This is a genomic window from Thalassobacter sp. HA4-2, from assembly GCF_055693705.1.
Genome location: NZ_JBVFUK010000001.1, coordinates 2,490,356 through 2,515,499, shown reverse-complemented (window position 1 = coordinate 2,515,499; position 25,144 = coordinate 2,490,356). Strand labels below are relative to the sequence as shown.

26 protein-coding genes are annotated in these 25,144 nt (G+C 59.8%); 16 read left to right on the top strand and 10 right to left on the bottom strand.

The window, feature by feature from the left end:
• The first annotated feature begins 18 nt into the window (after positions 1–18).
• On the top strand, positions 19–1,179 hold the full coding sequence (gene dprA / locus ACZ1G0_RS12670; protein WP_472737269.1) for a DNA-processing protein DprA: 1,161 nt from the start codon (positions 19–21) through the stop codon (positions 1,177–1,179).
• Here dprA and ACZ1G0_RS12665 read toward each other — a convergent pair.
• On the bottom strand, positions 1,176–1,781 hold the full coding sequence (locus tag ACZ1G0_RS12665) for a flavin reductase family protein (RefSeq protein ID WP_472737268.1): 606 nt from the start codon (positions 1,779–1,781) through the stop codon (positions 1,176–1,178). The genes dprA and ACZ1G0_RS12665 overlap by 4 nt on opposite strands.
• Before the next feature lie 68 nt (positions 1,782–1,849).
• On the opposite strand from ACZ1G0_RS12665, the gene ACZ1G0_RS12660 reads away from it, so the two are divergent.
• Both ACZ1G0_RS12660 and ACZ1G0_RS12655 read left to right on the top strand, forming a co-directional pair.
• The gene (locus ACZ1G0_RS12660; protein WP_472737813.1) at positions 1,850–2,362 is read left to right on the top strand and encodes a GNAT family N-acetyltransferase; all 513 of its coding nucleotides are present in this window, start codon (positions 1,850–1,852) and stop codon (positions 2,360–2,362) included.
• Positions 2,359–3,117, top strand: a complete 759-nt coding sequence (locus ACZ1G0_RS12655) for an EcsC family protein (RefSeq protein ID WP_472737267.1) — start codon at positions 2,359–2,361, stop codon at positions 3,115–3,117. The genes ACZ1G0_RS12660 and ACZ1G0_RS12655 overlap by 4 nt, the downstream gene beginning before the upstream one ends.
• On the opposite strand, the gene ACZ1G0_RS12650 is transcribed toward ACZ1G0_RS12655, so the two are convergent.
• Together ACZ1G0_RS12650 and phaZ are read right to left on the bottom strand one after the other, a co-directional pair.
• Positions 3,103–3,681, bottom strand: coding sequence for a DUF6151 family protein (locus ACZ1G0_RS12650; RefSeq protein ID WP_472737266.1), 579 nt, complete (start codon positions 3,679–3,681; stop codon positions 3,103–3,105). The two genes, ACZ1G0_RS12655 and ACZ1G0_RS12650, sit on opposite strands and share 15 nt — an antisense overlap.
• Positions 3,682–3,683: 2 nt before the next feature.
• On the bottom strand, positions 3,684–4,952 hold the full coding sequence (gene phaZ, locus ACZ1G0_RS12645; protein WP_472737811.1) for a polyhydroxyalkanoate depolymerase: 1,269 nt from the start codon (positions 4,950–4,952) through the stop codon (positions 3,684–3,686).
• 146 nt (positions 4,953–5,098) lie between these two features.
• On the opposite strand from phaZ, the gene ACZ1G0_RS12640 reads away from it, so the two are divergent.
• The 13 genes from ACZ1G0_RS12640 to ACZ1G0_RS12580 all read left to right on the top strand — a co-directional run bounded on the left by ACZ1G0_RS12640 (position 5,099) and on the right by ACZ1G0_RS12580 (position 19,698).
• Positions 5,099–6,895 carry a PHA/PHB synthase family protein gene (locus ACZ1G0_RS12640; RefSeq protein WP_472737265.1) on the top strand — a complete coding sequence of 599 codons (1,797 nt, stop codon included), beginning with the start codon at positions 5,099–5,101 and terminating at the stop codon, positions 6,893–6,895.
• A 135-nt stretch (positions 6,896–7,030) separates the two neighbouring features.
• Complete coding sequence (locus ACZ1G0_RS12635) at positions 7,031–7,477, top strand: phasin family protein (RefSeq protein ID WP_472737264.1); 447 nt, start codon at positions 7,031–7,033, stop codon at positions 7,475–7,477.
• Positions 7,478–7,622: 145 nt separating this feature from the next.
• Complete coding sequence (gene phaR / locus ACZ1G0_RS12630) at positions 7,623–8,189, top strand: polyhydroxyalkanoate synthesis repressor PhaR (protein WP_472737263.1); 567 nt, start codon at positions 7,623–7,625, stop codon at positions 8,187–8,189.
• A 125-nt stretch (positions 8,190–8,314) separates the two neighbouring features.
• Complete coding sequence (gene otnK / locus ACZ1G0_RS12625; RefSeq protein ID WP_472737262.1) at positions 8,315–9,580, top strand: 3-oxo-tetronate kinase; 1,266 nt, start codon at positions 8,315–8,317, stop codon at positions 9,578–9,580.
• Positions 9,577–10,221 carry a 3-oxo-tetronate 4-phosphate decarboxylase gene (gene otnC, locus ACZ1G0_RS12620; RefSeq protein WP_472737261.1) on the top strand — a complete coding sequence of 215 codons (645 nt, stop codon included), beginning with the start codon at positions 9,577–9,579 and terminating at the stop codon, positions 10,219–10,221. The genes otnK and otnC overlap by 4 nt, the downstream gene beginning before the upstream one ends.
• A gap of 206 nt (positions 10,222–10,427) precedes the next feature.
• Positions 10,428–11,666: an NAD-dependent epimerase/dehydratase family protein gene (locus tag ACZ1G0_RS12615; RefSeq protein ID WP_472737260.1), complete on the top strand. Its 1,239-nt coding sequence runs from the start codon at positions 10,428–10,430 to the stop codon at positions 11,664–11,666.
• Positions 11,667–11,744: 78 nt separating this feature from the next.
• Complete coding sequence (locus tag ACZ1G0_RS12610) at positions 11,745–13,976, top strand: hypothetical protein (RefSeq protein ID WP_472737259.1); 2,232 nt, start codon at positions 11,745–11,747, stop codon at positions 13,974–13,976.
• A gap of 4 nt (positions 13,977–13,980) precedes the next feature.
• Positions 13,981–15,873: a glycosyltransferase family 2 protein gene (locus ACZ1G0_RS12605; protein ID WP_472737258.1), complete on the top strand. Its 1,893-nt coding sequence runs from the start codon at positions 13,981–13,983 to the stop codon at positions 15,871–15,873.
• A gap of 63 nt (positions 15,874–15,936) precedes the next feature.
• The gene (locus ACZ1G0_RS12600) at positions 15,937–16,485 is read left to right on the top strand and encodes a DUF4178 domain-containing protein (RefSeq protein ID WP_472737257.1); all 549 of its coding nucleotides are present in this window, start codon (positions 15,937–15,939) and stop codon (positions 16,483–16,485) included.
• Positions 16,482–17,744, top strand: coding sequence for a DUF4178 domain-containing protein (locus ACZ1G0_RS12595; RefSeq protein ID WP_472737256.1), 1,263 nt, complete (start codon positions 16,482–16,484; stop codon positions 17,742–17,744). The genes ACZ1G0_RS12600 and ACZ1G0_RS12595 overlap by 4 nt, the downstream gene beginning before the upstream one ends.
• Positions 17,744–17,914: a hypothetical protein gene (locus ACZ1G0_RS12590; protein ID WP_472737255.1), complete on the top strand. Its 171-nt coding sequence runs from the start codon at positions 17,744–17,746 to the stop codon at positions 17,912–17,914. The genes ACZ1G0_RS12595 and ACZ1G0_RS12590 overlap by 1 nt, the downstream gene beginning before the upstream one ends.
• 22 nt (positions 17,915–17,936) lie before the next feature.
• A complete protein-coding gene (locus tag ACZ1G0_RS12585) occupies positions 17,937–18,161 on the top strand; it encodes a DUF350 domain-containing protein (RefSeq protein WP_472737254.1) in 225 nt (74 codons plus the stop codon).
• A 1-nt stretch (position 18,162) separates the two neighbouring features.
• Positions 18,163–19,698 carry a polyamine aminopropyltransferase gene (locus ACZ1G0_RS12580; RefSeq protein ID WP_472737253.1) on the top strand — a complete coding sequence of 512 codons (1,536 nt, stop codon included), beginning with the start codon at positions 18,163–18,165 and terminating at the stop codon, positions 19,696–19,698.
• Positions 19,699–19,739: 41 nt separating this feature from the next.
• Here ACZ1G0_RS12580 and speD read toward each other — a convergent pair whose 3' ends face one another.
• The 7 genes from speD to ACZ1G0_RS12545 form a co-directional block, all read right to left on the bottom strand.
• Positions 19,740–20,093, bottom strand: a complete 354-nt coding sequence (gene speD, locus ACZ1G0_RS12575; RefSeq protein ID WP_472737252.1) for an adenosylmethionine decarboxylase — start codon at positions 20,091–20,093, stop codon at positions 19,740–19,742.
• Positions 20,090–20,527 carry a D-aminoacyl-tRNA deacylase gene (dtd, locus tag ACZ1G0_RS12570; protein ID WP_472737251.1) on the bottom strand — a complete coding sequence of 146 codons (438 nt, stop codon included), beginning with the start codon at positions 20,525–20,527 and terminating at the stop codon, positions 20,090–20,092. The genes speD and dtd overlap by 4 nt, the downstream gene beginning before the upstream one ends.
• Entirely contained in the window at positions 20,524–21,423 is a 900-nt protein-coding gene (locus tag ACZ1G0_RS12565) for a carbohydrate kinase family protein (RefSeq protein ID WP_472737250.1), read from the bottom strand. The genes dtd and ACZ1G0_RS12565 overlap by 4 nt, the downstream gene beginning before the upstream one ends.
• Positions 21,424–21,426: 3 nt before the next feature.
• The gene (locus ACZ1G0_RS12560; protein ID WP_472737249.1) at positions 21,427–22,515 is read right to left on the bottom strand and encodes a TFIIB-type zinc ribbon-containing protein; all 1,089 of its coding nucleotides are present in this window, start codon (positions 22,513–22,515) and stop codon (positions 21,427–21,429) included.
• The gene (locus ACZ1G0_RS12555; protein WP_472737248.1) at positions 22,512–22,982 is read right to left on the bottom strand and encodes a hypothetical protein; all 471 of its coding nucleotides are present in this window, start codon (positions 22,980–22,982) and stop codon (positions 22,512–22,514) included. The genes ACZ1G0_RS12560 and ACZ1G0_RS12555 overlap by 4 nt, the downstream gene beginning before the upstream one ends.
• Positions 22,983–23,057: 75 nt before the next feature.
• A complete protein-coding gene (locus ACZ1G0_RS12550; RefSeq protein WP_472737247.1) occupies positions 23,058–24,167 on the bottom strand; it encodes an SPFH domain-containing protein in 1,110 nt (369 codons plus the stop codon).
• Between the two features lie 15 nt (positions 24,168–24,182).
• The gene (locus ACZ1G0_RS12545) at positions 24,183–25,139 is read right to left on the bottom strand and encodes a DUF2927 domain-containing protein (protein ID WP_472737246.1); all 957 of its coding nucleotides are present in this window, start codon (positions 25,137–25,139) and stop codon (positions 24,183–24,185) included.
• Positions 25,140–25,144: the final 5 nt, after the last annotated feature.

Sequence of the window (25,144 nt, the reverse complement as noted above, 5' to 3'; positions counted from 1 at the left end):
GTCGGGCATCGTAGGGCCATGCAGTACGAGATTCCCGAATTCACCATCGGCACGTCCGACGGCTTCGCAGATGCAGCCCCCGGCTTCGTCGCGCAACCCGTGCGCGATGTGGACGACAAGTTCGACCGTTTGCGCCTTATCCGTTCGCGGCGGGTTGGGCCCGTGACCTACCGCCGATTGCTGGCCGAACACGGGACAGCGCGGGCAGCCCTTGAGGCCTTGCCCGATCTGGCCGGCGCTGCAGGCGTAAAGGGGTATCAAATCTGTGCAGAAGCCTTGGTCCGGTCAGAGATCAAAGCGGCGCAGCGTGTCGGGGCGCGCCTGATCTGTTTGGGTGACCCAGAGTATCCGTCGGCTTTGGCAGAAATCCATGACGCCCCACCAGCCTTTTGGGCGCGCGGGGATCGCAGCCTACTATCTCGCGCTATGGTATCAGTGGTGGGTACACGCAATGCGTCATCGCTGGGCACGCGCATGGCCCGACAACTTGCCAATGACTTGGGCCAAGCGGGCTATGTCTGTGTGTCTGGGCTGGCCCGTGGGGTCGATAGCGGCGTGCATTTGGGCAGTCTTGATACCGGAACGCTCGCGGTGCTTGGGGGTGTTGATGTTGTCTATCCGGCCGAAAACGCGGGCCTGATGGACGAGGTCGTCGAAAAGGGCCTCGTGATTTCCGAACGGCCCATGGGGCTACATCCCCAAGCCAAGGACTTTCCAAGGCGCAACCGGATCATTTCTGGCCTGTCGCGCGTTTTGGTCGTGGTCGAGGCTGCAATGCGATCCGGGTCCATGATCACTGCCAGCAACGCGCTGGATCAGGGGCGCGATGTGATGGCGGTGCCGGGGCATCCTTTGGAAACGCGCAACTCCGGCAGCAATACGTTGCTGCGCGACGGGGCCGGGATGGTCCGAAATGCAGCTGATATCGTCGAGGTTTTGGAACGCCACACGCTTGCCCGTCCACCCGAACCAAGACCTGCAACACAGCCTGCTCAAGCGTCGCAGTCAATGGATCATACCATGATCCTGTCACGCCTCGCCCTCGCCCCTAGTGCCGAGGAGGATTTGGCATCCGATCTCGGTGTACCACAGGCGCAGCTTGCCGCAGTTCTGGCCGAGTTGGAGGTCATGGGCGAGGTGACCCGCACCCCCGGCGGTCAGGTCGCTCGGGCTGCCTAATCGTCGGGACGGATCAGCTCGAAGACGTTTTCGATGACTGCGTAGTCCCGGTATCCCATGCGGGCCAAGGGTCGAAAGGTGGTGGCGTCAAACCGCCCGTCCACGATGCAGTCGTCGCGCATATGCACTCCGACAACCTCGCCAAACACGGCAAAATTGGCATCACCCGGCAATTGGACGATCTGGGTCAAGCGACATTCCAACCCTGCTGGTGCATTGGCAACGCGGGCGCAGGCAATCATCTGGCAGTCCGCAGGCGCCACACCGGCCAGCAGAAATTCATTTGCGCCCGCATCTTCCGCAGCTGAAGTGCGGTTCATCTTATCTTGCGCGCTGAATTCGACGATGTTCACGCAAAACACGCCCGTCTCTCGGATGTTCGCCACGCTGTCTTTTGTGCCCTCGCGATCCGGCTTGGCGGATGTCGACGCAAACATCACCTGTGGGGGGACGTAAGCCACGGCGTTAAAGAACGAATACGGCGCAAGGTTGTCATGGCCCCCCGTGTCTCGCGTTGAAATCCAACCGATTGGGCGGGGTGACACAATCGCGTTGAAAGGATTGTGGGGCAGCCCGTGGCCGTCTTTGGGTTCATAGAACATTGCAGCACTCCCTTTGCCATGACGCTAGTCGCATGGTAGCCCGTTGACCAGCAGGCAAGGGGGCCGACATCGTGCATTTGCGCCAAGAGCAGCCGGATGATGGGTGGGAGGTCGAGGCCCTATACGACCTGTGCTTTGCGCCCGGACGCGGGGCATTGTCGTCATACCGTCTGCGCGAAGGCGTGGCCCCCGTGGCTGCGTTATGTCTTGTCGCGCGGGATCAGGACAACATTCTGGGCGGCGCGATCCGCTATTGGCCCGTCTGTGTCGGACACCATTCGGCGCTTTTGCTAGGGCCGGTTGCGGTGCACCCGACATTTCAAGGCGAGGGGTTGGGGGCGTGGTTGATCCAAGAGAGCTTGGAACGCGCCTTTGCCCTTGGCCATGGGCGGATTTTGCTGGTCGGCGACGCGGCCTACTACGGGAAACTGGGATTTGAACGGTTGCAGGACGTGCAAATGCCGCCCCCCACGAACCCTGACCGTGTCTTGGGACTGGGCGCATGGGACGGGATCGCGGGGCAGGTCCAATCAGCCCGCACGTTGCCAACGGACCTCGCCGCCCCCATATCGAATTTATGACAGATTTGATCGCACTGCCGCCCTTGCTGGATGACGAAATGGACGCCCTTGTGGCGCGCTATCGCAAGGCGCGCGGTGTCGGCATGCAGCTTGTCTCGTTCGTTGGGGGTAAGGCCGAGGGATTGCTGGACAAGCTTCCCGCAAGTGTTCAGGCCGGGCTGGGTCAAGCCACTGAAACAGCCTTGCGCGCAGCCTTTGACGCCGCATCGGCAAGTCACGGCAAGGTCTCCTTGGGCAACGATTGGTTAAAGCGTGCTCTTACGATGGGCACGGGTGCTGTCGGTGGTGCCGGAGGGCTGCCGTCTGCGTTGGCGGAATTGCCGGTGACTGTGACGATCCTGCTGCGGGGGATCCAGGATATCGCGCGCGAGCATGGGATTGACCCCAACACACCGGAGGGCAGAGCGGCCTGTCTGCATGTTTTTGCCAGTGCAGGACCCCTGAGCGAGGATGATGGCACCGATACCGGTCTTTTGACCGCGCGGCTGACGTTGACGGGTGCCACGGTCCATGGCTTGATCGCGCGCGTGGCACCCCGCGTTTCAATCGTGCTGGGGCAAAAGCTTGCGGCGCAGACCGTACCTGTTTTGGGCGCTGCGGCAGGGGCCGCCACGAATTATGTGTTTACAAGCTATTACCAAGACATGGCGCGCGTGCACTTTGGCCTGCTGGGCATGTCGCGCCGTCACGGGATACCGTTTGATCAGGCGACCGCAGAGTTTGAGGCCCGAGCCTCTGCCTCAGCCCTGCGTTAGGGCCGCTGCACGTTCGGCCCGGGTCAGCACACGCTCGCCTGCGGTCGGCGTGCCGCTTTCGTCGAAAAACGGAGTTTGCTTGTGGCGGCCCGTCAGACGCGCCTTGGCGGCGCGCCCCATAATCCCGGCCATCATCCCCATCGCGTTTTTGTGTTTGGTGCCGCTGCCCTTTTGGGGCACGTACCCTTCGGCCCGGATCGGGCCCAACGCCGCTGGATCATCCATGTTCTGGCTCAACACACCGACGAACGGCAATCCAGCCGTTTTCATCGTGTTGAACAAAGGGGTAGAGCAGCACTCAGCGTACCACCGCAACAGCCCATTCGGGCCAAGGCGCAGGATGTGCAGGTTTTCACCGCCCTTATCGATGCGCACGTGGTCCGGCGTTGTCTGAAAGATATCAATGCCGTCTGCGGCGACATCGCTGTGCCCAAGGGCGCGGAAATTGGCGAGGCAATCGTTGCAGTGGCACTTGATATGGGTGCCGCTGCGCGCGTCTACGTCAACCAGTCGTCCGGCAAGTTCGCCGCAGGCGCAGGCAAAGTGGAGCGTTTTGCCAGCCATGCCTATTCAGCCGCTGTGGCTGCCTCGGGCGCTTGTGGCTTTGTGGCCTTGGGCTTTTCCGCGGGTGCTGAGTTTGCATCAATGAATTCCAGCACCAAGGGCCGGATATTGTTGCGCCAGGATTTGCCCGCAAAGATCCCGTAGTGCCCGGCCTCGGGTTCCAGATAGTTGGCCTTCTTGGAGTCGGGCAGTCCTGTCAAAAGGTCCAGCGCAGCCACGCATTGACCGGGCGCAGAGATATCGTCGTGCCCGCCCTCGACGGTTTTCACGGCGACTGTGGTGATCTTGCCGATATCGACTTGCTTGCCGGCCACGACAAACTTGTTTTGCGCGATCTCAAGGCCTTTGAAAATACGCTCGACGGTCGACAGGTAGAACTCGGCGGTCATGTCCATGACCGCAAGGTATTCATCATAGAATTTGTTGTGCTTGTCGTGATCCGCGCCCTGACCCTTGGACACTTTGATGATCTGTTCGTAAAACGCCTTGGAGTGTTTTTCCCCGTTCATCGAAATGAACGACGACAGTTGCAACAGGCCGGGATATACCTTGCGGCCCACGCCCTGATACTTGAAGCCGACGCGTTGGATCATGCTTTCCTCCAGCTGCCCCATTGTGACGCGACGACCGAAATCTGTCACATCCGTAGCGGCGGCATCAGGGTCGATGGGCCCGCCGATCAGGGTCAAGGTCTGGGGCTGCGCGTCCGGGTCTTCCTCGGCCAAATAGGCGGTGGCGGCGAGGGTCAGGGGGGCAGGTTGGCACACGGCAATGACGTGTAGGTCGCTGCCCAACGCCTTCATGAATTCCATAAGATAGAGGGTATAATCCTCGATATCGAACTTTCCGGCGCTGACAGGGATGTCGCGCGCGTTGTGCCAATCGGTGATGTAGACTTCGCAATCGGGCAACAGGGACACGACCGTGGACCGCAGCAGCGTTGCGTAGTGACCGGACATCGGCGCAACCAGCAAAACGCGGCGTTTCATAGGCGCGCGTCCTTGAACCGCGAAATGAATCAGGTCGCCAAAGGGTTTTTCGACCACGGTCTCAATCTCAACGAGGTGATCACGGCTGTCGGTGCCAACGACGCTGGGAATGTTCCAGTCCGGCTTGACCACCATGCGGTCAAAGGTCCGTTCCGTGACCTCGCCCCATGCTGCCATCAGTTGAACCGCAGGATTCGGCACCATGGCGAAGGCTGGATATGACGCCATCGCGCGCGCACTGGCCCCCATCCAAGCGTTGGTGACACGTACATTTTCCATCATTTCATAGGGCAGCAGGTATTTCACAGGGGGCACTCCAGCTATTCGGTCAGCCCAAAGGGGCCGCACCCGGTTCAATTGGTCGCTTTGCCCCCTCGCCTAGGCTCCGCTACTTTGCAAATGCAGCAAATGAGGGTGAAAAGCAAGCCATGACAACCGACGATTCCAAAGCCGCGCAAGAAAATGAGCCGCTGGACCGCCTCAATAGCAACATTCGAAAAATGGAAGAGCTGTCCAAGCGTTTGGTGACAGCATTGTCCGCGCGCAAAAGCGCTGACCAAGGGCTCGCGGGGCCCGGTCAAGATCTATATGTAAAGGCGGCCGCTGCCTACATGGCCGAAATGATCAGCAATCCCGGCAAGATCATCGAGCATCAGGTGAACTTTTGGGGTCAATCCCTGAAACATGCGGTCGAGGCGCAAACGGCTTTGGCCGAAGGGAAGCCCGTGGCCCCCAAGGACGACCTGCCCGAGGATCGTAGGTTTTCTAATCCTTTGTGGAAAACGCACCCCTATTTCAATTTTGTCAAACAGCAATACCAGATCAGCGCGAGCGCAATTTCTGAAACCATGGGCGATCTGGAAGGTTTGGACGAAACCGACAAGGCAAGGCTGGGGTTCTTCAGCCAACAGATCATCGACATGTTTTCGCCGACCAACTTTCTGGCGACCAACCCCGATGCCATGGAGCGCGCCGTTGCGACCGAAGGGGACAGCCTTGTGAAGGGCCTAGAAAACTTGGTCCATGATATTGAAGCCAACCAAGGGGATTGGCTTGTCTCTCTTGCAGATGACGAGGCGTTTGAGGTTGGCACCAACTTGGCGGCGACCCCCGGCAAGGTGGTTTTCCGCAACCGCATGTTCGAGTTGATCCAGTATGCACCGACCACCGAGAAAGTGCATGCGGTGCCCGTCGTGCTGTTCCCGCCTTGGATCAACAAGTTTTACGTGCTGGATCTGAAAGAGAAGAACAGCCTGATCAAATGGATTGTAGATCAGGGGTATACGCTGTTCGTTGTATCCTGGGTCAATCCTGACGCAACCTATGCAGACGTCGGGATGGAACAGTATGTCGACGAAGGCTACCTGACTGCCGTGGACGTGGTGAAAGAAATCACAGGGCAAAAGCAGGTCAACGCCATCGGCTATTGCATCGCGGGAACCACTTTGTCCCTGACCCTGGCATTGATGAAAAAGCGTGGCGACACATCGATCAAGTCCGCCACGTTCTTTACCACTATGACAGATTTCTCCGATCAGGGTGAAATGGCCGTGTTCCTGACAGATGATTTTGTCGACGGTATTGAACGCGAGGCTGCGAACAAGGGCTATCTCGACAAGTTCTTCATGTCGCGCACCTTTAGCTACCTGCGAGCCAATGACCTGATCTATCAACCGGCGATCCGCAGCTACATGCTGGGGGATAAGCCGCCGGCCTTCGATCTGCTGTACTGGAACGGCGATGGGACCAACCTGCCGGGCAAGATGGTTGTGGAATATCTGCGTGGGTTGTGCGTGGGCAACAAACTGTCTGACGGGGGCATCGAGATGTTCGGAGAGACACTGAGCCTTGAGGATGTGTCGGTGCCTTTGTGCGCGATCGCCTGCGAAACCGATCATATTGCTGCGTGGAAGGCCAGCTTTAGCGGCGTCAGCCAGATGGGATCCAAAGATAAGACGTTCATCGTGTCAGAGTCGGGTCACATCGCAGGGATTGTGAACCCGCCGTCCAAAAAGAAATACGGTCACTACACCAACGACAATATGACCCTCGATGCGGATGCATGGATGGAAGGGGCCACATTTAACCAAGGCTCCTGGTGGCCCCGTTGGTCTGAATGGCTGTCGGGTCGATCCGGCAAGATGGTCGCGGCGCGCGTTCCTGGGCAGGGTGACTTTCCAGCCATCGCCGACGCTCCCGGATCCTATGTGAAAAAGCAGGGCTGACCCTGCGTCAATCTGACAATGCTGCAGTGCAGAAAAAGCTTGCAATGCCGCACTGCAGCATTTAGTTGTGTCTCAAGCGCAGAGAAACAGCCCCGGGCAGTCCGGGACATCCCGCGCAAACCCGGAGATAGCACAATGGCTAAAACACAAGACTTCACCAAGTACATGACCGACATGATGGGTTCCTTCCCCGTTGACACAGCTGCCATGACAGACGCGTTCAAATCGCAAGCTGCAATGGTCGAAAAAATGTCCGGCATGGCTCTGGAAGCTGCTGAGAAATCCGCAGAGATCTCCAACAAGTGGACCATGGAAACTCTGAACAAGATGTCTCCTCTGGCCGCCGCCAAAGACGAGCCTGCTGACTACGCCAAAGCCGTCACCGATTTCGCATCTGCTTCCGCCGAAGTTGCTGCTGAAAACATGGCTGCGTTCGCTGAAGTTGCCAAAAAAGTTCAGATGGAAACTGTTGAACTGATGCTGGCCGCCGGCAAAGAAGCACAAGAAGACGCAACCGCAGCTGTGAAAAAAGCAACTGCCGAAGCGACTGCTGCGACCAAGAAAGCTGCTACTGCAAAGTAAGCGCGTAGACATTTTCTCCCACGTCCTCCCTGTGGGTTGAAATGTTGGGCGGGGCCGCAAGGCTCCGCCCGTTTTTGTGCGCTTGGCTTTTGCGCATGTGCGGCGTATCGTTTCTGCACCGCAACGTGATGAGGGAGGTCTGAGCGTGGCCCCAGAGACCAAAGCACTGCTTATCAAACGCTACGCCAGCCGCCGGCTGTATAATACCGAGACATCCGACTACGTGACACTAGAGGACATCGCAGGCTTCATCCGTGATGGCCGTGAGGTGCAGATCGTTGATCTGAAATCCGGAGATGACCTTACCCGACAGTACCTTTTGCAGATCGTTGCAGAGCATGAGAGCAAGGGTGAATCGGTGTTGCCGATTGCAGTCCTCACCGATCTTGTGCGCAGCTACACAACTCAGGCGCACTCGGTCGTGCCTGATTTTCTGGCCAGCAGTTTTGAAATGCTGCAATCGGGTCAGTCTAAGATCGTCGAAAACATGAACGCTATGAACCCATTGGCCAAAATGCCCGGGTTCGAGGCGATGCAGGCGCAGCAACAGGCGTTTTTGAAAGCAATGACGGGGGTGTTGCGCCGGGATGGACTGGACCTTCACCGGATCATGAAGAACCGGATGCAGCAAAACCTGATGCCTCGGCCGAGCAGGAGTTGGACGCGATCAAAAAGCAGCTCGCTGATATGCAGGCAATGTTGGCGAAGATGAACAAGTAATCTGTGCAAAGTGCAAAACTGCATCACTCCGCGCCGCCTTGTGCTTCGGGTGCCTTCTGTGGTTGCCATGCCTGACGTTGGGCAAGATAACCACGGTGAACCTTTGAGGATGATACTATGAACGTCGTCTTTGGCGCCATTGCGGATGACTTTACCGGTGCAACAGACCTCGCGGCCATGTTGGCCCGGGCAGGGGTTCAGGTAAACCTGCGGATTGGGATTCCGACCGATATCACGGACACGGCCGCATTTGAGGTGATTGCCCTTAAGTCCCGAACCTTGCCTGTCGAAGATGCCGTTGCGCAATCGCGGGCGGCGCTGAAGTGGTTGCGAGCCGTTGGGGCGCAGCATGTCTTTTGGAAGTATTGTTCGACTTTCGACAGTACGCCGCGCGGCAACATCGGCCCGGTCGCCGAAGCCTTGATGGCCGACCTCGGCGTGTCTCAGACAATCTACTGCCCATCCTTTCCTGAGAACGGACGGACAGTGTATAACGGCTATCTGCACGTCGCAGATCAACTTTTGTCGGAAAGCCCGATGAAGGATCACCCGTTGACCCCCATGCGGGACAGCCACCTTGGCCGTCTTCTTGGCACCCAAGTGCGCCGGGATGTGGGACAGATCACCTGGCCGACAATCCGCAAGGGGCCAGAGGCCGTAGGTGCGGCGCTTGACGGTTTGAAAGCCGATGCCGTGCCGCACGTGATCGTGGACGCAATTGATAATGCGGATTTGGAAACCATTGCGCAGGCCTGTCACGGAATGACTTTGCTGACCGGAGGCAGCGCAGTGGCGCAGTCCTTGCCGCAGATGTACCGCGAAGCTGGTCTGCTGTCTGAGGTTCAGGGCAGCTACGAGATGCCCGTGGTGGACGGGGGCCAAATCGTGCTTTCCGGCAGCTGCTCTGCCATGACCCGTGCGCAAGTGGGAACGTATCTCAAAACCGCGTCGGGCTATCGCTTGGATCCTTTGGATCTTGTAGAACACGGCGTGGACGGCGCGCGCAAATGGCTGGCCGGGCGCGACCCCGCGGAACCCAAGATTATATATGCCACGGCAGAACCGTCATCGGTGAAAGCTGCCCAAGAAAAACTTGGCGTCGCTCGGGCAGGGGTGCTGGTCGAGGATGCGCTGGCGCAGCTTGCACGCGATGCCGTCGCCCACGGCATGACACGCATCGTGGCCGCCGGCGGCGAGACATCGGGTGCTATAACGCGTGCGCTGGATGTGGATAGACTGTCCATCGGTATTGAGATCGCACCGGGCGTGCCTTGGACCACCTGTACAAGCGATGGCACACCGGTCGCACTGGCCCTAAAATCTGGCAATTTCGGAACCGAGACGTTCTTTCCCGATGCCTTCGAGACATATGATCGATCATGAGTGAAGAAAGCCGCCTGCGCGAAGAGATTTGTACCTTCGCGGCGTCGATGTTTGAGCGTGGGCTGACCTCTGGTGCGTCTGGTAACATTTCAGCGCGACTGTCGGACGGTCGGCTCATCGTCACTCCGACAGGGCATTGTTTTGGGCGCCTGGATCCCGCGACGTTGTCCGTACTGGATGAAACCGGGGTGCATTTATCCGGTGATAAGCCAACCAAGGAAGTCCCGCTACACACTGCGTTCTATGACACCCGGCCCACGGGCGCGGTTGTGCACTTGCATTCCACACATTCGGTCGCCTTGTCGTTGTTGCCCGATACGGATCCAGACAACATGCTGCCGCCCTTGACTGCCTACGGGATCATGCGGTTGGGCAAGGTGAAACTGTTGCCGTTCTATATGCCGGGCGATCCGGCTATGGGGGATGCCATCCGGGGTCTTGCAGGCAAACGCAGCGCAGTGGTCTTGGCGCACCATGGTCCAGTCGTTGCTGGCAAGGATCTCGAGGCTGCTGTCTATGCTATGGAAGAGCTGGAAGAGACCTCGAAACTGGCCATTCTGACCCGCGGCATGGAGCCTAAGTGGTTGGATGAAGGACAGATTCAGGCGCTCGTGCGTAAATTTGATGTATCTTGGGATTAGAGCCCATAGCGCCCCTTGTGGCTGTTTCTGCACTCGCAACAAAATATAGCAACTGTTGCCCAAATTAGGCCAAACTAAGGCAGCTTCCCGTCTACTTGAGCCAAACTTTGGCCCCATTCATCCGCGATTTTGTCATTAAGGTTAACGCGCCGCACCAGAGCGACGCGCCTTCAATAACGCAAAACGCGCGGTAAAGGGTGAATGTTATGGCAGATGTGCAAAATAAGAATGTCTTGATCATTGGCGGTGATGGTTTTTGTGGTTGGCCCACAGCGCTGCACCTGTCCAACCTCGGTCACCATGTGACCGTTGTTGATAACATGTCCCGCCGACGCATTGACCGCGAGTTGGGTGCACAAAGCCTGACGCCAATCGCTCACATCTCAGACCGCGTGCGTGTCTGGGAAGAGGTCAGCGGCAAACGCATCGAGTTCTTCAAGCTGGATGTCGCCAAGGACTACGCAGGTCTTGAAAGCTTGCTAGCCATGCAAAAGCCCGACACCGTCATCCACTTTGGCGAACAGCGCGCGGCACCGTTCTCCATGCGTGATACGACGTCGAAGCGGTACACAGTCGACAACAACATTCGCGGCACACACAACCTTATGACCGCCGTCGCGGGCCTTCAGCTGGACACGCACATTGTCCATTTGGGCACCATGGGCGTCTATGGTTACGCCGGGGAGGGGTTCACAATCCCCGAAGGCTACCTGCCCGTCAAAGTGCAGAATGACGATGGTCAGTGGCATGACCGGGACATCCTGTATCCGACCAAGCCCGGCTCGGTTTACCACATGACCAAGTCGATGGAGCAGATCTTGTTCCAATTCTACGCCGGCAACGATGGTATCCGCATCACGGATCTGCACCAAGGCATTGTCTGGGGCACCCAGACCGAAGAAACGCGGATGCACGACAAGCTGATCAACCGGTTCGACTACGATGGTGACTATGGCACGGTGCTGAATCGGTTCTTGATGCAGGCCGCTGTTGGGCACCCGTTGACCGTGCATGGCACGGGCGGCCAGACCCGTGCGTTCATCAATATCCAAGACACGGTGAAATGTCTGGCGCTGGCCGTCGCCAATCCCCCTGCGCGGGGTGAGCCGGTCAAGATCATGAACCAGGTCACCGAACAGCACCGCGTGCGTGATTTGGCCCAGATGGTTGCCGATCAGACGGGCGCCAAAATCGCCATGGTGGACAATCCACGTAAAGAAGCGGCTGAGAACGACTTGGTCGTGCGCAACGATAGCTTCCTCAAATTGGGTTTGAACCCGATCACGTTGAAGCAGGGCATTCTGCGCGAAACCGTGGAAATCGCTCAGAAGTACAAGAACCGTTACATCCCGGACAGCGTCGCTTGTGTGTCCACTTGGACAGGGGATCAAAGGGCAGGCGTTGTGACTGATGCGACGCCGATCCGCAAGTTTGCAGCGGAATAAGCCATAGGGCACTGGTGGGGCACGTGAATACACGGCCCCGCTCCACAATAACCGCAGCTTAGGGCAAGGAGCACGCGGATGAGACTTTTGGGTTTGGCATTGTTCGTGATGTTGGTGATGGGGCTGATACAGTTCGTCGTCGTCAAAGATCGTGAAACAAATGAATTGATGACGCGCCTGCGCGATGATCGCACGCTGCATGATCTGATTTCTAACGCGCCGCCCACTGCGGGCAGCCGTCAAGATCCCAGTGAATACACCTTTATTGTGCGCGAAAGTGACACTTGGACCGCGCTTGCGGGATCGCCCGGATATCAAAAAGCCAGCTTCAACCTGCCCAAGGACGTGCGCGTTGAAGATGGCATGTTGCTGTTGGACTTGTCCGCGCAGCTTCAAGAAGAGGGCATTGCCCGTCTTCGGATTAACGTGAATGGTGAACGGCGCGGCGAGCTGATCTTGCCCGAGGGTATCTCGCGGCATACGGTTCGTTTGAACCTGCTGCCAGCTGATTTAACCAAGTCGGTGCTCGAAGTGTCCCTCGCCGCCGAAGGTCGCTTTCCTCAGATGACCTGCTCTGCCCACTGGGACGGCGGTATGGTCGTCCGGATCGAGCCGACCAGCCGGATCAACCTGACCACATCCGAGGCTCTGGTCAGCCTCGAAGACCGTCTGCGTGCGACGGGGAACCCGGTGCAAATCGCGTGGCCGTCCGACGACGCCGCGTCCTCGAAAACGCTGGGCCGCATGATGCGATTTGCCACGGATCAAACCCATCGCGGGACCCGCGCGGAGTTCCAGCCCGAAGGCAAGGCATGGCCGCTTGCCGTTGTCATGTCCCCGGATGATCTTGATGTGGCCGATGCCATCGCAGCCCGTGCGCCCCTGCCAGAAGAGGTGACGTGGCCCCTTGAAGTGGCCCATCGCACTCCGCTGGGCGAAGCGCGGTATTTCGAATTTTCCACCGATTGGCGTATTCCCTATGACCTGCGCAGCACCCCGCGCGCGGAATTGCCCACGCATTTTGACCTGGATATGTCCATGGTCGGATTGAACGCAGAAGAGGCGTGGATGCTGTCCGTCACCCTGAATGGAAGCTCTATTCACACAGAGCGTCTGGCCGACTCTATCGGTCGTGTGCGCCGCACCATCGCCTTGCCCGCTGATCTGCAGGGCTTTGCGAACGTGATCGAGGTCAAGTTGATCAACTCCGAGGAGCGGTCTGGCGTTGATTGTTTGTCTGGTGTGCCGGTGATGGCGCAGTTGGAACGCGGCACCAAGTTGCGTGGCGGTATGGATGCAGCCGACCCCAAGCCAGCGGCATTCATCAACGCACTGCCCGGCAGCCTTGATTTGCAAGTATCGGGCAACCTGAACGCCGCCGAGGCCACCGCCGCTGTGACCTTCCTCGCCGAAGCTTTCGGGGATGACGTCCGGTGGAACCCTGTGGACACCATGGCCAACGACAGCCAAGGCGCAGTCCGTCTGTTGTGGCGCAACCAGATTGTCGAGGCCGCCGCTGATATGTTGGCAGAGCAGGACCGCTCCATCTGGCTGGTCTGGCCCAAGCTGCGCGATGATCTAGCCGCGCCCTATGGTCTGCAACAGATCATTGATCCGCAAGAGATCGCGCACTTCCCCCTGACCGAAGGGACGCGGATTGCAGCATTGGTGTCCTTGCCGGTCGAGGCGTTGGCACCTTTGAACACTTCCGCAGATCAACCCGATACGGATCTAAAACTGGAACGTGACGCATCGTTGCCGATGGCGCCTCAGCCTCCGCAGATCGACGATCTTACCTCGGCCCCGGGCGCCCTTAAGGATGACCTGCGCACCGGATCCATCGAGCCAACCAGCTTGGACGCGTCGGGTGGGATCGCTGGCACGACTTCCGTTGCGCAAAGCATCGGCACTCTAGGGACGCCTTTGGACGGCAGTGGCGTGACCGCGCTGCCGGAACCGATCGAGGTGGTGACGACTATGGATACCCCTGCCTTGCCGCAAGCGCCTTCAACAGACACAATCGCTGATCTAGAGCCTGTGCATCCTGCTTTTGTGACGGCCAAACCCTCCGGCGCACATGTCGAAGCACAACCGGAAGAGAAGCGACGCTTGTTGCGGGCCATTACCTTGCAGGACCTGAGTGGCGCTTCCATTGAGTCAAATCCACAGGATCTCATCGTCTCGGAGCGCCCCATAGCCCGGCCTGCACAGGTCGAAGCCTTTGCCCGCGCACGCACGGCGCAGCCCTCTTTGCTGGACGGCAGCATCAGCGGCATTGTCACGCTAAGCCATCAGACAGCTCCGCGTTGATCCTGTGACCCAAGTCCCCAGCACCAATCCTAAATCGGATGGACGGGCCGAAGTTGAATTCTGGTCCGTCGACAGCGCGCCCAAGCAGTTTTCCCACCGCGTGCCACAACTGCGGGCCATCTACGTTTTGCTGGTGTTTTCGGTCCTCGCGGCTTCGTCCCTATGGGTCTTGGGCGCATTTCCATACTTGCGGCAGACCTTTCCGCACCACGATCTGTATTTCTATGACGGCTATCAGGGGTACTACACGGTTTCGATCCGTGTCTTCATCCTGTGCTTTTTCGTATCATTCTGTATGTTCATGGACCGCCGGCCCATGCACGCGATTGGCCTGATGGCAGACATGTGCCTGACGTATATGGCGTGTTGCCTTTTGCTGGACGCCGCCGCATCCATGATGGCCTATCAATTCGGCGTGGCCTTGCATGTGCATGTTGTGGCGATTGCGTCCGGGATCATCGGCTTCACGGTTTATTCGTTCAAACTGTTGGAACGGGGCCGCATGCCCGCACGCATCCCCATGTCCATCGACACAACCCGAAACTGGGAAACGATGACGACCGCCTTTTCGGTTGCGTTGTTCGCGGCGGGGCTTTCGATTTGGGTCTCGCAGTTGGACCTGGAACTTGTTGAACGTCTGCGCTCCGTAGCCTTGCTGGGCGGGATCGGGCCAGGGGTGTTTCTATTCCTGCCCACAGTCTTCATTTCGCTGTTCATCTATGGCACTGCGCAGCAAATCTTGGCACGACGCCGCAAGTTCAGCCCGGCTGTGACGATCTTTGCCCCGGCACACAACGAAGAATACATCATCGCCAAGGTGATCGAGGCGGCCGACATCGCCGCCAGCCGCTACGATGGCCAAGTGGTCATGATGATCGCGAACAACAATTCGACCGATAACACCTTTGACGTGGCGCAAGCGGCCTTGGACCAGTGCCAGCATTTGGCTGGCGTTGTTTTTGACGTTCCGACACCGGGAAAATCAAATGCTCTGAACGCTTGTGTTGCGGCGATCGAGACGGACTTCATGATCCGCGTCGATGCGGACACGCTCATGGGCCCAGATGCCCTGACCAACATTATGCGGCATTTCGCCGACCCCCATGTGGGCGTGGTCGGCGGTCTGCCCTTTTCGCCCGGCGGTGGCCTGTTCGATCGCGCCCGATTTATGGAAGCTTTGGTCAAACACGGCTTCTATTCTGTTGCGTTCGGGCCGATCAATTCAGTGGTCGGTGTGCCGGGCATGTTGGCCGCCTACCGGTCCCACTTGCCCAAATCCCTTGGCGGCTTTGTCGAGGGGATGAACGGCGAGGACACGGATATGTCCCTGCGCATCGGCGAGTTGGGCTATTCCCTCGTTGTAGACCCAGAGGTGCATTTCATCTCCGAGGTGCCCGCCACCTACAAACACATGCGTGAACAGCGGATGCGGTGGTTTCGCTCCGTCTATCACATCTCGTCGCGCTGCCGCGAAATGCTGTTTTCGTCCAGCCCAACCGTGCGCGGCAAGTTGGTGCTGCCCTATATGCTGATCAACTCGGGCCGTCGTGCCATGGTGGTGCCCCTGATCCTGTTTGGCTTCATCGAGTACTTTGGCGGCTTTCACACGCTGCAACCGCTGGAGCTTCAGGCCGTCATCGCCGTGATGGTGGGGGCCCCCGCCATCGTTGCGACCTTTGCAGCCCTTGTGAACGGACAACCGCGCGCGGTGCTTTTCCTGCCCGAATACCTGATTTTCCGTATTCTGCGCGCCTATTTCACGCTGGAATCCATGTTGTCGATCTCGATTAAGGCTCATGCAGAACGGTTGGACGCTGCGCCTTTGATTGACACGCGTGGACTTATGACCCGTGTTTGGTCTGGGCAGGCCAAGCCTGAGCGACTAGATAAGGGGTGATCTGTTCAAGGACACTCTATGGCCGACACTTGCCCCAACTGCGGGGCCGCCCTTCCACCGCTGATGGCAACTGCACGTGTGCAGGCCTGCGATTATTGCGGGACGACCTTGGTGCGCGAGGATGAGGTGCTGCGCAGTGCAGGCACGGCGGGGCAGGTGTTTGACGCCCCCAGCCTGTTCGCCTTGGGCCAGAGGGCACGGGTCGGCGATGAAACCTTCATTGCGCGGGGTCACATTCAATACGACTACGGGCGTGGGGTCTGGGACGAATACTGGGGCGAGGATGCGAAGGGCCAACCGATCTGGGTGTCCGTAGACGAGGGGGACGTCGTTTGGCAGGTGCCCCTCGATCTGGGAATGGACCCTTCGGTCTTTCGGCTCGGAGCAGAGTATCGCTATCGCGGCACTCGTTTCATCACGGGCGAGGTTGCAAACGCCACCTGCCGCGCCTTTCGCGGCCAATTGCCCGAAAGCCCCGAAGTGGGCGAGGTGCATATGTTCGCCAACTTGTCCGGCCCCGATGGCCGTATTCTGAGCGCGGAGCGTTGGACCGGCGGCTCTGCTTGGTTTGCGGGGACGTGGATTGATCCATGGCAGGTGCGCGCGCCATGACCGCTAAACTCAAGACAATCAACTGCACCAGTTGCGGGGCGGGTCTGGACGTGCTGGGCGGCGGACGTGTGCTGTCCCATGCCTGCGGGTACTGCGGCGCGGTGTTGGACGCACAGGACAATTATGCCGTGTTGGCCAAATACGAGAGGCTGTCCCGGCCAGGTAGCCCCTTGCGCCTAGGGGATCGCGGGCAAATCGACGGTGTCGACGTCACAGTCATTGGTACCCTGGGGATGCGCGAAGACTACGGCGGACGCACCTGGAAATGGTCCGAGCATCAGGTGTTCTCGTCCACCCACGGCTATGGCTGGTTATCGGTTGAAGACGGGCACCTTGTCTGGACCCGCAAGGAACGCAACTTGCCGCAGCCCGATTGGTATTCAGCCGCAGCGGTCGAGCGCGCGGAAAGCCGGCCCAGCATCTGGCACCGGGGTTTCACCCATCGATACTACGAGACGACAACAGCCCGGATCACCTTCATCGAAGGGGAATTCAATTTCCTGCCCGAAATGGGCAGCCGCCGCACTGCCGTCAGCTTTGTAGGTCCCGACACGATGGTCACATATGCCGCCACCGGATCGGAGAGGGAGGTGGAAGTCTCGCGCCTTTTGCCGACCGACACTTGGACGACTTTCGGCAAGGACGCCCCGACCGTTCGCCGCGTGCATCCGTTGCAACCCTACGCACCGTCCCCGCACCGTAAGTTTTTGCTTACGCTTTGGGGTGGGGCGGCGGCGGCATCGGTCGCCTTGATCCTGTTGGTCGGGGGGCAAACCGGTCCGGTGAATACCCTGGGCACCTATGACCTTGGCGACCTGCCGCAAACGCTATCCTTCGAAGTGCCAGAGGTTGACCGCCCTGCACAACTTTTCCTGTCCACGAACCTATCCAACCAATGGACCTATTTCGAAATCGACGTGGAGGATCCCCAAGGCAACACCCTGTTCGAGACGGGTCGGACCGTCAGCTACTACAGTGGCACTGAGGGTGGTGAAAGCTGGTCCGAAGGGTCCCGCCGCGCCAGCCTCGCCTTCCAGCCCACGGTGCCCGGCACGTACACTGTCACGCTAGATGCCGCCGAAGGGGCAAACCGAAACCGCACCGTACAGGTCTCGGCGCAATCTGGGGTCACGGCCATCAGGTGGTTCGTCTTTGCCATGGTGGGCTTTCTGATTGCCTTTGGCCTGACCATGTCCGGCAAGATCGTCCACGAGAAAAAACGCATGTCCGGTTCCGACTGGACCGAGGAGGACGACTGATGTTCTCACCTATCCGCATTGGTGCCCTGATCCTTGTGGTCGGCGTCTTGGGTGGTGCCAGCTACCTGAGTTATTACGGGGTCGGAGCCGTGTCGCCCGATCTCAAAACCACCTCCGTGCGCAGCGGGTCTGCGGGCGGCGTCTTTATCGGGGGCACGCGCGTCAAATGACCCCCACAACAGGAGTATCCCCATGAGCCTCTTTTCCGGTATCGACTTGGCCGAAGTCCTCTCGATGGTTTTCTACACCTTTTTCGGGTTTGGCCTGATGTTCACTTGCTGGATGATACTGGAATGGTTGACGCCATTTTCCCTGCGCAAAGAGTTGGAGGAGGATCAGAACATGGCCATCGCTGTGCTCATGGGCTCCGTGTTCATCGCGCTGGCCTTGATCATCGCCGCTGTGGTGCGCAGCTGACGTGACCACCCCACCAAAGGCCGCAGAGGTCTGGCTGCTGGTCGCCACTTTGGTCGTGGCGGTCGCGGGCCTGATCTACGAGCTGATCGCGGCCACAGTTTCCAGCTACCTGCTCGGGGATTCGATCCGGCAGTTCAGCTTTGTCATCGGCGTGTTCCTGACGGCGATGGGCCTTGGCGCCTGGCTGTCCCGCTTTGTGGGCGATGCAGTCGCGGGCTTTGTACGCGCACAACTGGTGCTGGGCGTGGTGGGGGGATCGGCGGCGGCGATCACTTTTCTGGCCTATGCGTGGTCCGGCGTCGTGGCGCTGCCGCTTTACGGGGCCTTGATTGTTGTGGGCGTGCTTTCGGGCATGGAGATTCCGTTGCTCGCCCGCATCCTCGAACAGATCGGGGCAGCCAAGTTTCGGTTCGAAAACGTACTGACCGTGGACTACCTTGGCGCGCTGGTGGCCTCACTGGCCTTTCCGATCCTGATCATCCCGCACCTGTCCCTGATCGCGGCAGGCTTTGCCTTTGGCACCCTCAACCTTGTCGTGGCCGGGGGCACCCTGTGGCTGTTCCGCGCGCAGCTGGGGCGGGGCACCTGGGCCGCTTGGGCGCTGTGCCTTGGCGTGACCCTAAGCGGTCTTGTGGGCGCACCTGCCCTGGTGCGCACCGTGGACGCGCAATTGTACCAAGACGAGATCATCTTTTCCGAACGTACGCCCTACCAACAGATCCTTGTCACCCGATTTCAGGATCGCACGCGCCTGTATCTCGACGGCTCCATCCAGTTCGACACCCGCGACGAGCATCGCTACCACGAGGCGCTGGTGCACCCCGCCATGGCCCAAGCCGCCGCCCGCGGGCGTGTCCTGATCCTGGGCGGTGGTGATGGCATGGCCGCGCGCGAAGTCTTGCGCTGGCCCGACGTGGCCCACGTCACCCTTGTGGACCTTGACCCGCGTGTGACCGAACTGTTCTCGTCGCATCCGCATATGCGCACATTGAACGAGGGCGCATTGTCGGACCCACGCGTACAGATCATCAACACCGATGCCTTCGCATGGGCCCGCGCGGGGGACAGCCGCTTCGATGTGATGATTGCAGACCTTCCAGACCCGAAAAACCTCGCCTTGTCCAAGCTTTACACGGTCGAGTTCTACGGCCTGCTCGCAGACCGCCTTTCCATGGGCGGCACGCTCGTGACCCAAGCAGGCAGCCCCATGTTCGCGCCCGAGGCCTTCTCGATCACCGCTGCAACGCTCGCCGCCCCGCGCAATCCGGCGTCACCAGGCGCGCCGTGGCAGGTGACGCCATACTGGACCTACTTGCCCAGCTTCGGCCCTTGGGGCTTTGTCCTTGCCACGCCAGAACCGCGGCCTGACCGCCCCATGATCCTTCCGGACGGACTGCGGTATCTGACCCCGCAGGTCTGGGAAACGGCCCAGCGGTTCGATGCAGACATGGCGCCGCAACCTGCCTTCCCCAACACGCTGCAATCCCACGCTCTCGCTGCCGCTTACCAAGCGGGCTGGTCGGAATGGTTCGATTGACCCTATTGTCTTTGGGCCCCAAATGCCCAAGGGGGAGGTCGCTAGGCTGGCGGTAGAGCCCCCTTCGCCCCGCGCTCTACACGTGTGATGCGTGATTTTGCTGGACGCAATCGCGCCTCCAGCACTTCCAGCGCCGTATCTATATTCGCCCTACCGCACATAAAGATGTCGAGGGCTGCGTAGTCATGCTCGGGCCATGTGTGAACGGTGATGTGACTTTCGGCCAACAGCAGCACCCCCGTCAGCCCACCGCCCTCGAACGGATGAAAATGCGCACCCAGAACCGAGGCGCGCGCCGCCTCGGCAGCGGCACGCAGGGCCATTTCCATTTCTTGCAGATCTGTCAAGAACCGCCCGCCCCAGTGATCCAACAGGACGTGGGTGCCGACGCTCATCGTTCGATCATCATGGTCACGGGGCCATCGTTGATCAAGCTGACGGCCATATCGGCCCCAAATTGACCCGTTTCGACCGTGACACCCAAATCGCGCAGGGACAGGGCAAAGTGTTGATACAGCCGCTCGCCCAATTCAGGTGCCGCGGCTGCCGAAAACCCGGGCCGGTTGCCGCGCGATGTGTCGGCGGCCAGGGTGAATTGTGACACGACCAATGCGCCCCCGCCCGTGTCCAACAGGCTGCGGTTCATCTTGCCTGCATCGTCCTTGAATACGCGCAGTTTTGCGATCTTGGCAGCCAGCGCCTCTGCGTTGGCTTCGGTATCGCCGTCCATCGCACAGACGAGGATCAGCAGTCCTGCACCGGTTCGACCGATTAGCGCGCCATCCACATGTACCTGCGCCTCGCGAACCCTTTGGATCAGCGCTTTCACGTCAGCTCGTCTGCCCAAGGCGGGTTGGCCCCGGCGCGCGCCACGACAATCGCGGCCACCTTGGCGCCAAGCGACAACGCCGCACGCAGCGCATCGTCATTCAAGTCAACCACGGCCGCCTTGGACAGCAGTCCCGCCCGCGACAGTCCCGCCAGAAACCCTGCGTTGAACGTGTCGCCTGCGCCCACTGTGTCGACCACGGTCGCTTTGTTCGCGGCCACAAAGACCGCGCCGCGCGCCGTATGGGCCGTGACGCCTTTGGATCCTTCGGTGATGCAGACGACCTTGGGCCCCTGCGCCAGAACAGCCGCAACATCACCGCCGTTCAGCCAGTCCAGATCTTCGTCAGACAGCTTTACGATATCAGCATGGGCCAACATGCCGTTCAATCGCGTGCGATAGCGGGCCTCTTCCTTGATGAAAGTGGGGCGGATGTTGGGGTCAATCATCACCAGCTTGTCGGACGCTTGGGCACAAAGGGCCGCATAGGCATCCGCTGCGGGTTCCGCGACCAACGAGATGCCGCCAAAGAACAGCGCGTCGCAGTCGGTTATGTCGGGCAAGTCAGCCTCGGTCAACATACGTCCGGCAGTGTTCTCGTCATAAAACGCGTAGCGTGCGTGTCCGTCCACCAGTTCCACAAAGGCCAAGGTGGTGGGCCGATCAGACCGCGCCGCGCGTGATTGCACTTTGGAGGCTGTCAGGTCGGCCTCCAGTTGGGTGCCGAACAGATCCGTTGACAGGCCCGCGAAAAACGCCACCTCTTCGCCCAAGCGCCCCAATCCCACGGCTGTATTGAACACCGCCCCGCCAGAGTGGGGGGCAAAGGCGGTCCCCCCTTCGGTCGTGGTCCGTGGCAACATATCAATAAGGGCTTCGCCCGCGCAGAGGATCATGGCTCAAAAATTCCCGGGTTCTGTTAGCGCAAACATATAGCCAAGCGCGACCGCTAAGACCAGCCCGACGAGCACAGCAAAACCGATTTTCCATGCGGAGTATGGACGCTCCCCCTGTACCCGCCCGGATTGTCCATTGACCACAAAGCGGTAGGTCTGCCCTCGGTACTTATAGGCAGCCAGCCATACCGGCAGCAGGATGTGCTTGAAGGTGACGTCGGTCATGCGCGTTTGAGCGTTGGAAATCCGCTGGTGGTCGCCGCCGATATCCATGCGGATGTCGCGGGTTATGATGGCGTCCATGATCGTTTGCGCCTCGTCCAGACCATCCTCCAGATCAACGGTGTAACCCTCGGCCCGGAACCCGGCCAGATAGGCGGGCGCGTAAGGTGTCAGGCCCGATAGGTCCCAAGGGGCCAGCGCATCGGTGAACCGTTTCGGCAAACTGCGAGAGCCGAGGACTAGAACATCGTCAAAGAACCGCTGCACCCGCCCGCGCGCGGGCCGCCAGCGGATCTTGGCCACGCGGATCGACACACGCTTGCCGTCGCGGATCACCGTTTGGCGTTCGTAGTAGGTATCGCCCCGTTGCCCCGTGTAGCTGGTCTGTGTCTGGGCGTCATAGGTCCAATAGGGCACGTAGATGCCCTGCATCTTGCGGCCTTTGCGGGCGTAGGCCTGCAACCCGTTTGGCGCGAACCACAGCCCACCCAGCCAGTCTTTCATGGCTTCGCGCGCGGTGTCTTCCTCTAGGGCGAAGGGCACAAGGCCGGCGGGTTTGATGTGCCTGTGTGTGCCGGTGTCCGTGACGACCGGTGTCGCGCAAAAGGGACATTCGGTGGCGTGGACGTCTGGGTCAAATTCAACTTGCGCGGCGCAGTTGGGGCATTTGGAAACACGCGTTTCTTCGATTTCCACGTCCTTGCTGCGCAGGCCTTCGCGGATGTCGATCTCTTGGATCGGGCGGGCGGTTGCGCGCGGGATGGCTTGCGTGTTGCCGCAGTGATCACAGCTTAGCTGCTCGGCATTTGCGTCAAAGCGCAGGTCTGCGCCACAGGCGTCACAGGGAAAGCGGTGATCAAGTGGTGTCATAGTATTTTATGTATCGCCTTGGGCGTCATCAGGCGCAAGGCACCATCCAGCAGGGTGGTGTGCCGCCACATATGGTAGACCGCGTGCAGCATCGTCGCGGCTAGAACAGCCGGGATCAGCTCCCGCCCCGTATAGCCGGGCAGGGGCGTGCCATACCATGTGGCGGCGTAAGCAGCCGCTGACCACGCGACCAGAGCGTAAAGCGCGCGGTGAGCCCAGACATGGGCCGGTCTGATCCAACCTTTCAGCTTGGGGCCCGGTTTGTTCAACATGCCAAAGATCACGGCCAGCCCAACAAACAGACCGCCAACAATAGCGTAAGCGGGGCCCAACCATTCAGGCGGCGGATTTGTTGTGGCGCGACCGGCCAGCGCGATGGTCCAGACCAGCAGAAACAAGGTCCAGTGCAGCACCATTGTGATGTTGCGGCGCACGGAGCGCGCATGACGAGGTAGGGCGTTGGCCATCGTGAGATCTCCTGTTTGAGCAGAAGATAGGCGCGGGCGCACCTTTGCCAAGCGCGCCCGAAGCCCATGCAACGCCTAAACGCCCGGGGGCGGTGGGGGCGGCATGACGGTGAACAGTTGGGCCAGTTCAGTGACATCGCCCGCCTTCATCCAGCCGTCTTGGCCTTGGGTCCAGACCATTGTGTCTCGGGTCAGCTCGCCCCCGGTGACCATACGACCCAGTGCGGCCTTGCTGAACGGACCCTTGGTCGCGCCGTTTTCGGCGATGTGCCAAACGTGTTCGACGGGCGGCGGTGGTGGGGGCGGTGCCGCTGCGGCAGGGCGTGCGCCCCACGGTCCGGGCTGTGCCATGGCTTGGGCCATCCCCATCCCCATGCCCATACCGAGCCCCGCCCCCATGCCAGAGTTCGGCGTGGTTGCGGCGGCCTGCATGGCCTCGGCGGTGGCGAATTGCTGGTATTTGTTCAAGTCCCCAATCACACCCATAGAGGTGCGCTTGTCCAACGCCTCTTCTACCGCCGGGGGCAGGCTGACGTTTTCGATGTAGAGTTCTGGCAGGGTCAGGCCGTAATCGGCAATCGTCTGGCTGATCTGTGCGGCGATCAGCTTGCCCAGATCACCGGTGTTTGCGGCCATGTCCAGAACGGGGATGCGGCTGGCGGCCAAAGCGCGGGATGCCTCTTGCACGATGATGTTGCGGATTTGGAAGCTGATCTCGTCGGTGGTGAAATCCCCATCCGTCCCCACAATCTCCGTCAGGAACTTGGCAGCATCGGCGACTTTGACAGAGTAGGTCCCAAAGGCCCGCAGACGTACAGGGCCAAATTCAGGGTCGCGCAGGGTGATCGGGTTCTTGGTGCCCCATTTCAAATCCGTGAACCGATTGGTGTTCACAAAGTAGATCTCGGACTTGAAGGGCGATTTGAAGCCGTGGTCCCAGTGCTGCAAGGTGGTCATGATTGGCATGTTGTTGGTTTCCAACATGTACAGCCCGGGGGTAAAGACGTCGGCCAGCTGCCCCTCGTGGATGAACACGGCGGCCTGACCCTCGCGAACGGTCAGCTTGGCACCATACTTGATTTCGTGCCCTTCACGTTCAAAGCGGCTGACCATGGTGTCCCGGCTGTCGTCGGTCCAGTGGATGACGTCGATGAATTGGCCAGAGAGGAAGTCGAAAATCGGCATGGTGGCCTCCGGATGTTAGGATCGACCGGGCAGATAACTCTGCGCCAGCTGTTGGATGATGGGGTAGGCTTGCGCGCTGGTCATGCCGGGGCTTAGGCGACGGCTGTAGAGCATGCGCAAAAGGTACTCGTCGTGGGTCGTCAGCAGCGCGAATTCTTCGTCGTCGTTAAAGATCGACGGACGCGCAGCGGGGCTGTCGTTGGTCAGGCCAAGGCCCTGGGCCAATTCCTCGTGATAACAGCTCAGGCGCATCAGATCGGGCAGTTCTGTCCGGATTAAAGCGATGGCAGAAACATAGACGTTGATGTTCGCCGCCGTAGAACTTGCGAAAACGGCGCAGTAGTTGTTGCGGCCAAGGGTGGTGATTTCGTGCACCGTGCTTTTGGACAGTGCGGGTTCCACAGCGTGGATGGCAGGGCCGAGCGCCGCTTGTTCGTCCATCGATACAACGAAGATATGGTAGTTTGCCGCCCGCGCATCGTTGGTGACCGAAATCGGGTGTCCCGTCAGCCGCGCGAGGCGTGCGGCATAGCGTTTGACGTTGGCCGTATCCTTGGCCCGCATGGCGTCGGTGGCAGAGGGGCCGAAGTGTATCTTCATGCGCACGGGCTGTGTCCAGCGCCGTAAGGCGCGCTCATTCGCCCCTTGGATAAAACGCCCATTGACCTGTGCGTATTCGTTGAACAGGGCCACCCGGGTGAAGTTCGCGGCCAAGTCCGCCGCGTTGAATGGCGCATCGGCACCACCGCCGTCTTGGCGCAGCAGACCGCGTGCCAACCCACGGCGTTCGTTGTTCTGATAGTATCGCTTCGCACTGGCACTGGTCTGGGACGGCTCCATGGGCGCAGGCATCGCCACCTCCGTCGGGGGCGGTGGCGCTGGTGCGACGGGCGGCGGGGCCGGGGTACAGGCCGCCAGCCCCACCACAAAGGGCAGGGCCAGCAGAAGCTTTTTGCCAGGGGCTGCAACCATTCAGA

Bases quoted from the DNA above. Each gene is read 5' to 3' on its own strand.
- ACZ1G0_RS12545 (WP_472737246.1), bottom strand. From the start codon at position 25,139: ATGGTTGCAGCCCCTGGCAAAAAGCTTCTGCTGGCCCTGCCCTTTGTG.
- ACZ1G0_RS12585 (WP_472737254.1), top strand. From the start codon at position 17,937: ATGAGCCTCTTTTCCGGTATCGACTTGGCCGAAGTCCTCTCGATGGTT.
- ACZ1G0_RS12665 (WP_472737268.1), bottom strand. From the start codon at position 1,781: ATGTTCTATGAACCCAAAGACGGCCACGGGCTGCCCCACAATCCTTTC.
- ACZ1G0_RS12650 (WP_472737266.1), bottom strand. From the start codon at position 3,681: ATGGCTGGCAAAACGCTCCACTTTGCCTGCGCCTGCGGCGAACTTGCC.
- ACZ1G0_RS12600 (WP_472737257.1), top strand. From the start codon at position 15,937: ATGGCAACTGCACGTGTGCAGGCCTGCGATTATTGCGGGACGACCTTG.
- speD (WP_472737252.1), bottom strand. From the start codon at position 20,093: ATGAGCGTCGGCACCCACGTCCTGTTGGATCACTGGGGCGGGCGGTTC.
- ACZ1G0_RS12560 (WP_472737249.1), bottom strand. From the start codon at position 22,515: ATGACACCACTTGATCACCGCTTTCCCTGTGACGCCTGTGGCGCAGAC.
- otnK (WP_472737262.1), top strand. From the start codon at position 8,315: ATGAACGTCGTCTTTGGCGCCATTGCGGATGACTTTACCGGTGCAACA.
- ACZ1G0_RS12550 (WP_472737247.1), bottom strand. From the start codon at position 24,167: ATGCCGATTTTCGACTTCCTCTCTGGCCAATTCATCGACGTCATCCAC.
- ACZ1G0_RS12565 (WP_472737250.1), bottom strand. From the start codon at position 21,423: ATGATCCTCTGCGCGGGCGAAGCCCTTATTGATATGTTGCCACGGACC.
- ACZ1G0_RS12595 (WP_472737256.1), top strand. From the start codon at position 16,482: ATGACCGCTAAACTCAAGACAATCAACTGCACCAGTTGCGGGGCGGGT.
- ACZ1G0_RS12635 (WP_472737264.1), top strand. From the start codon at position 7,031: ATGGCTAAAACACAAGACTTCACCAAGTACATGACCGACATGATGGGT.
- otnC (WP_472737261.1), top strand. From the start codon at position 9,577: ATGAGTGAAGAAAGCCGCCTGCGCGAAGAGATTTGTACCTTCGCGGCG.
- ACZ1G0_RS12610 (WP_472737259.1), top strand. From the start codon at position 11,745: ATGAGACTTTTGGGTTTGGCATTGTTCGTGATGTTGGTGATGGGGCTG.
- ACZ1G0_RS12615 (WP_472737260.1), top strand. From the start codon at position 10,428: ATGGCAGATGTGCAAAATAAGAATGTCTTGATCATTGGCGGTGATGGT.
- ACZ1G0_RS12640 (WP_472737265.1), top strand. From the start codon at position 5,099: ATGACAACCGACGATTCCAAAGCCGCGCAAGAAAATGAGCCGCTGGAC.
- ACZ1G0_RS12590 (WP_472737255.1), top strand. From the start codon at position 17,744: ATGTTCTCACCTATCCGCATTGGTGCCCTGATCCTTGTGGTCGGCGTC.
- ACZ1G0_RS12655 (WP_472737267.1), top strand. From the start codon at position 2,359: ATGACAGATTTGATCGCACTGCCGCCCTTGCTGGATGACGAAATGGAC.
- phaZ (WP_472737811.1), bottom strand. From the start codon at position 4,952: ATGATGGAAAATGTACGTGTCACCAACGCTTGGATGGGGGCCAGTGCG.
- ACZ1G0_RS12555 (WP_472737248.1), bottom strand. From the start codon at position 22,982: ATGGCCAACGCCCTACCTCGTCATGCGCGCTCCGTGCGCCGCAACATC.
- dprA (WP_472737269.1), top strand. From the start codon at position 19: ATGCAGTACGAGATTCCCGAATTCACCATCGGCACGTCCGACGGCTTC.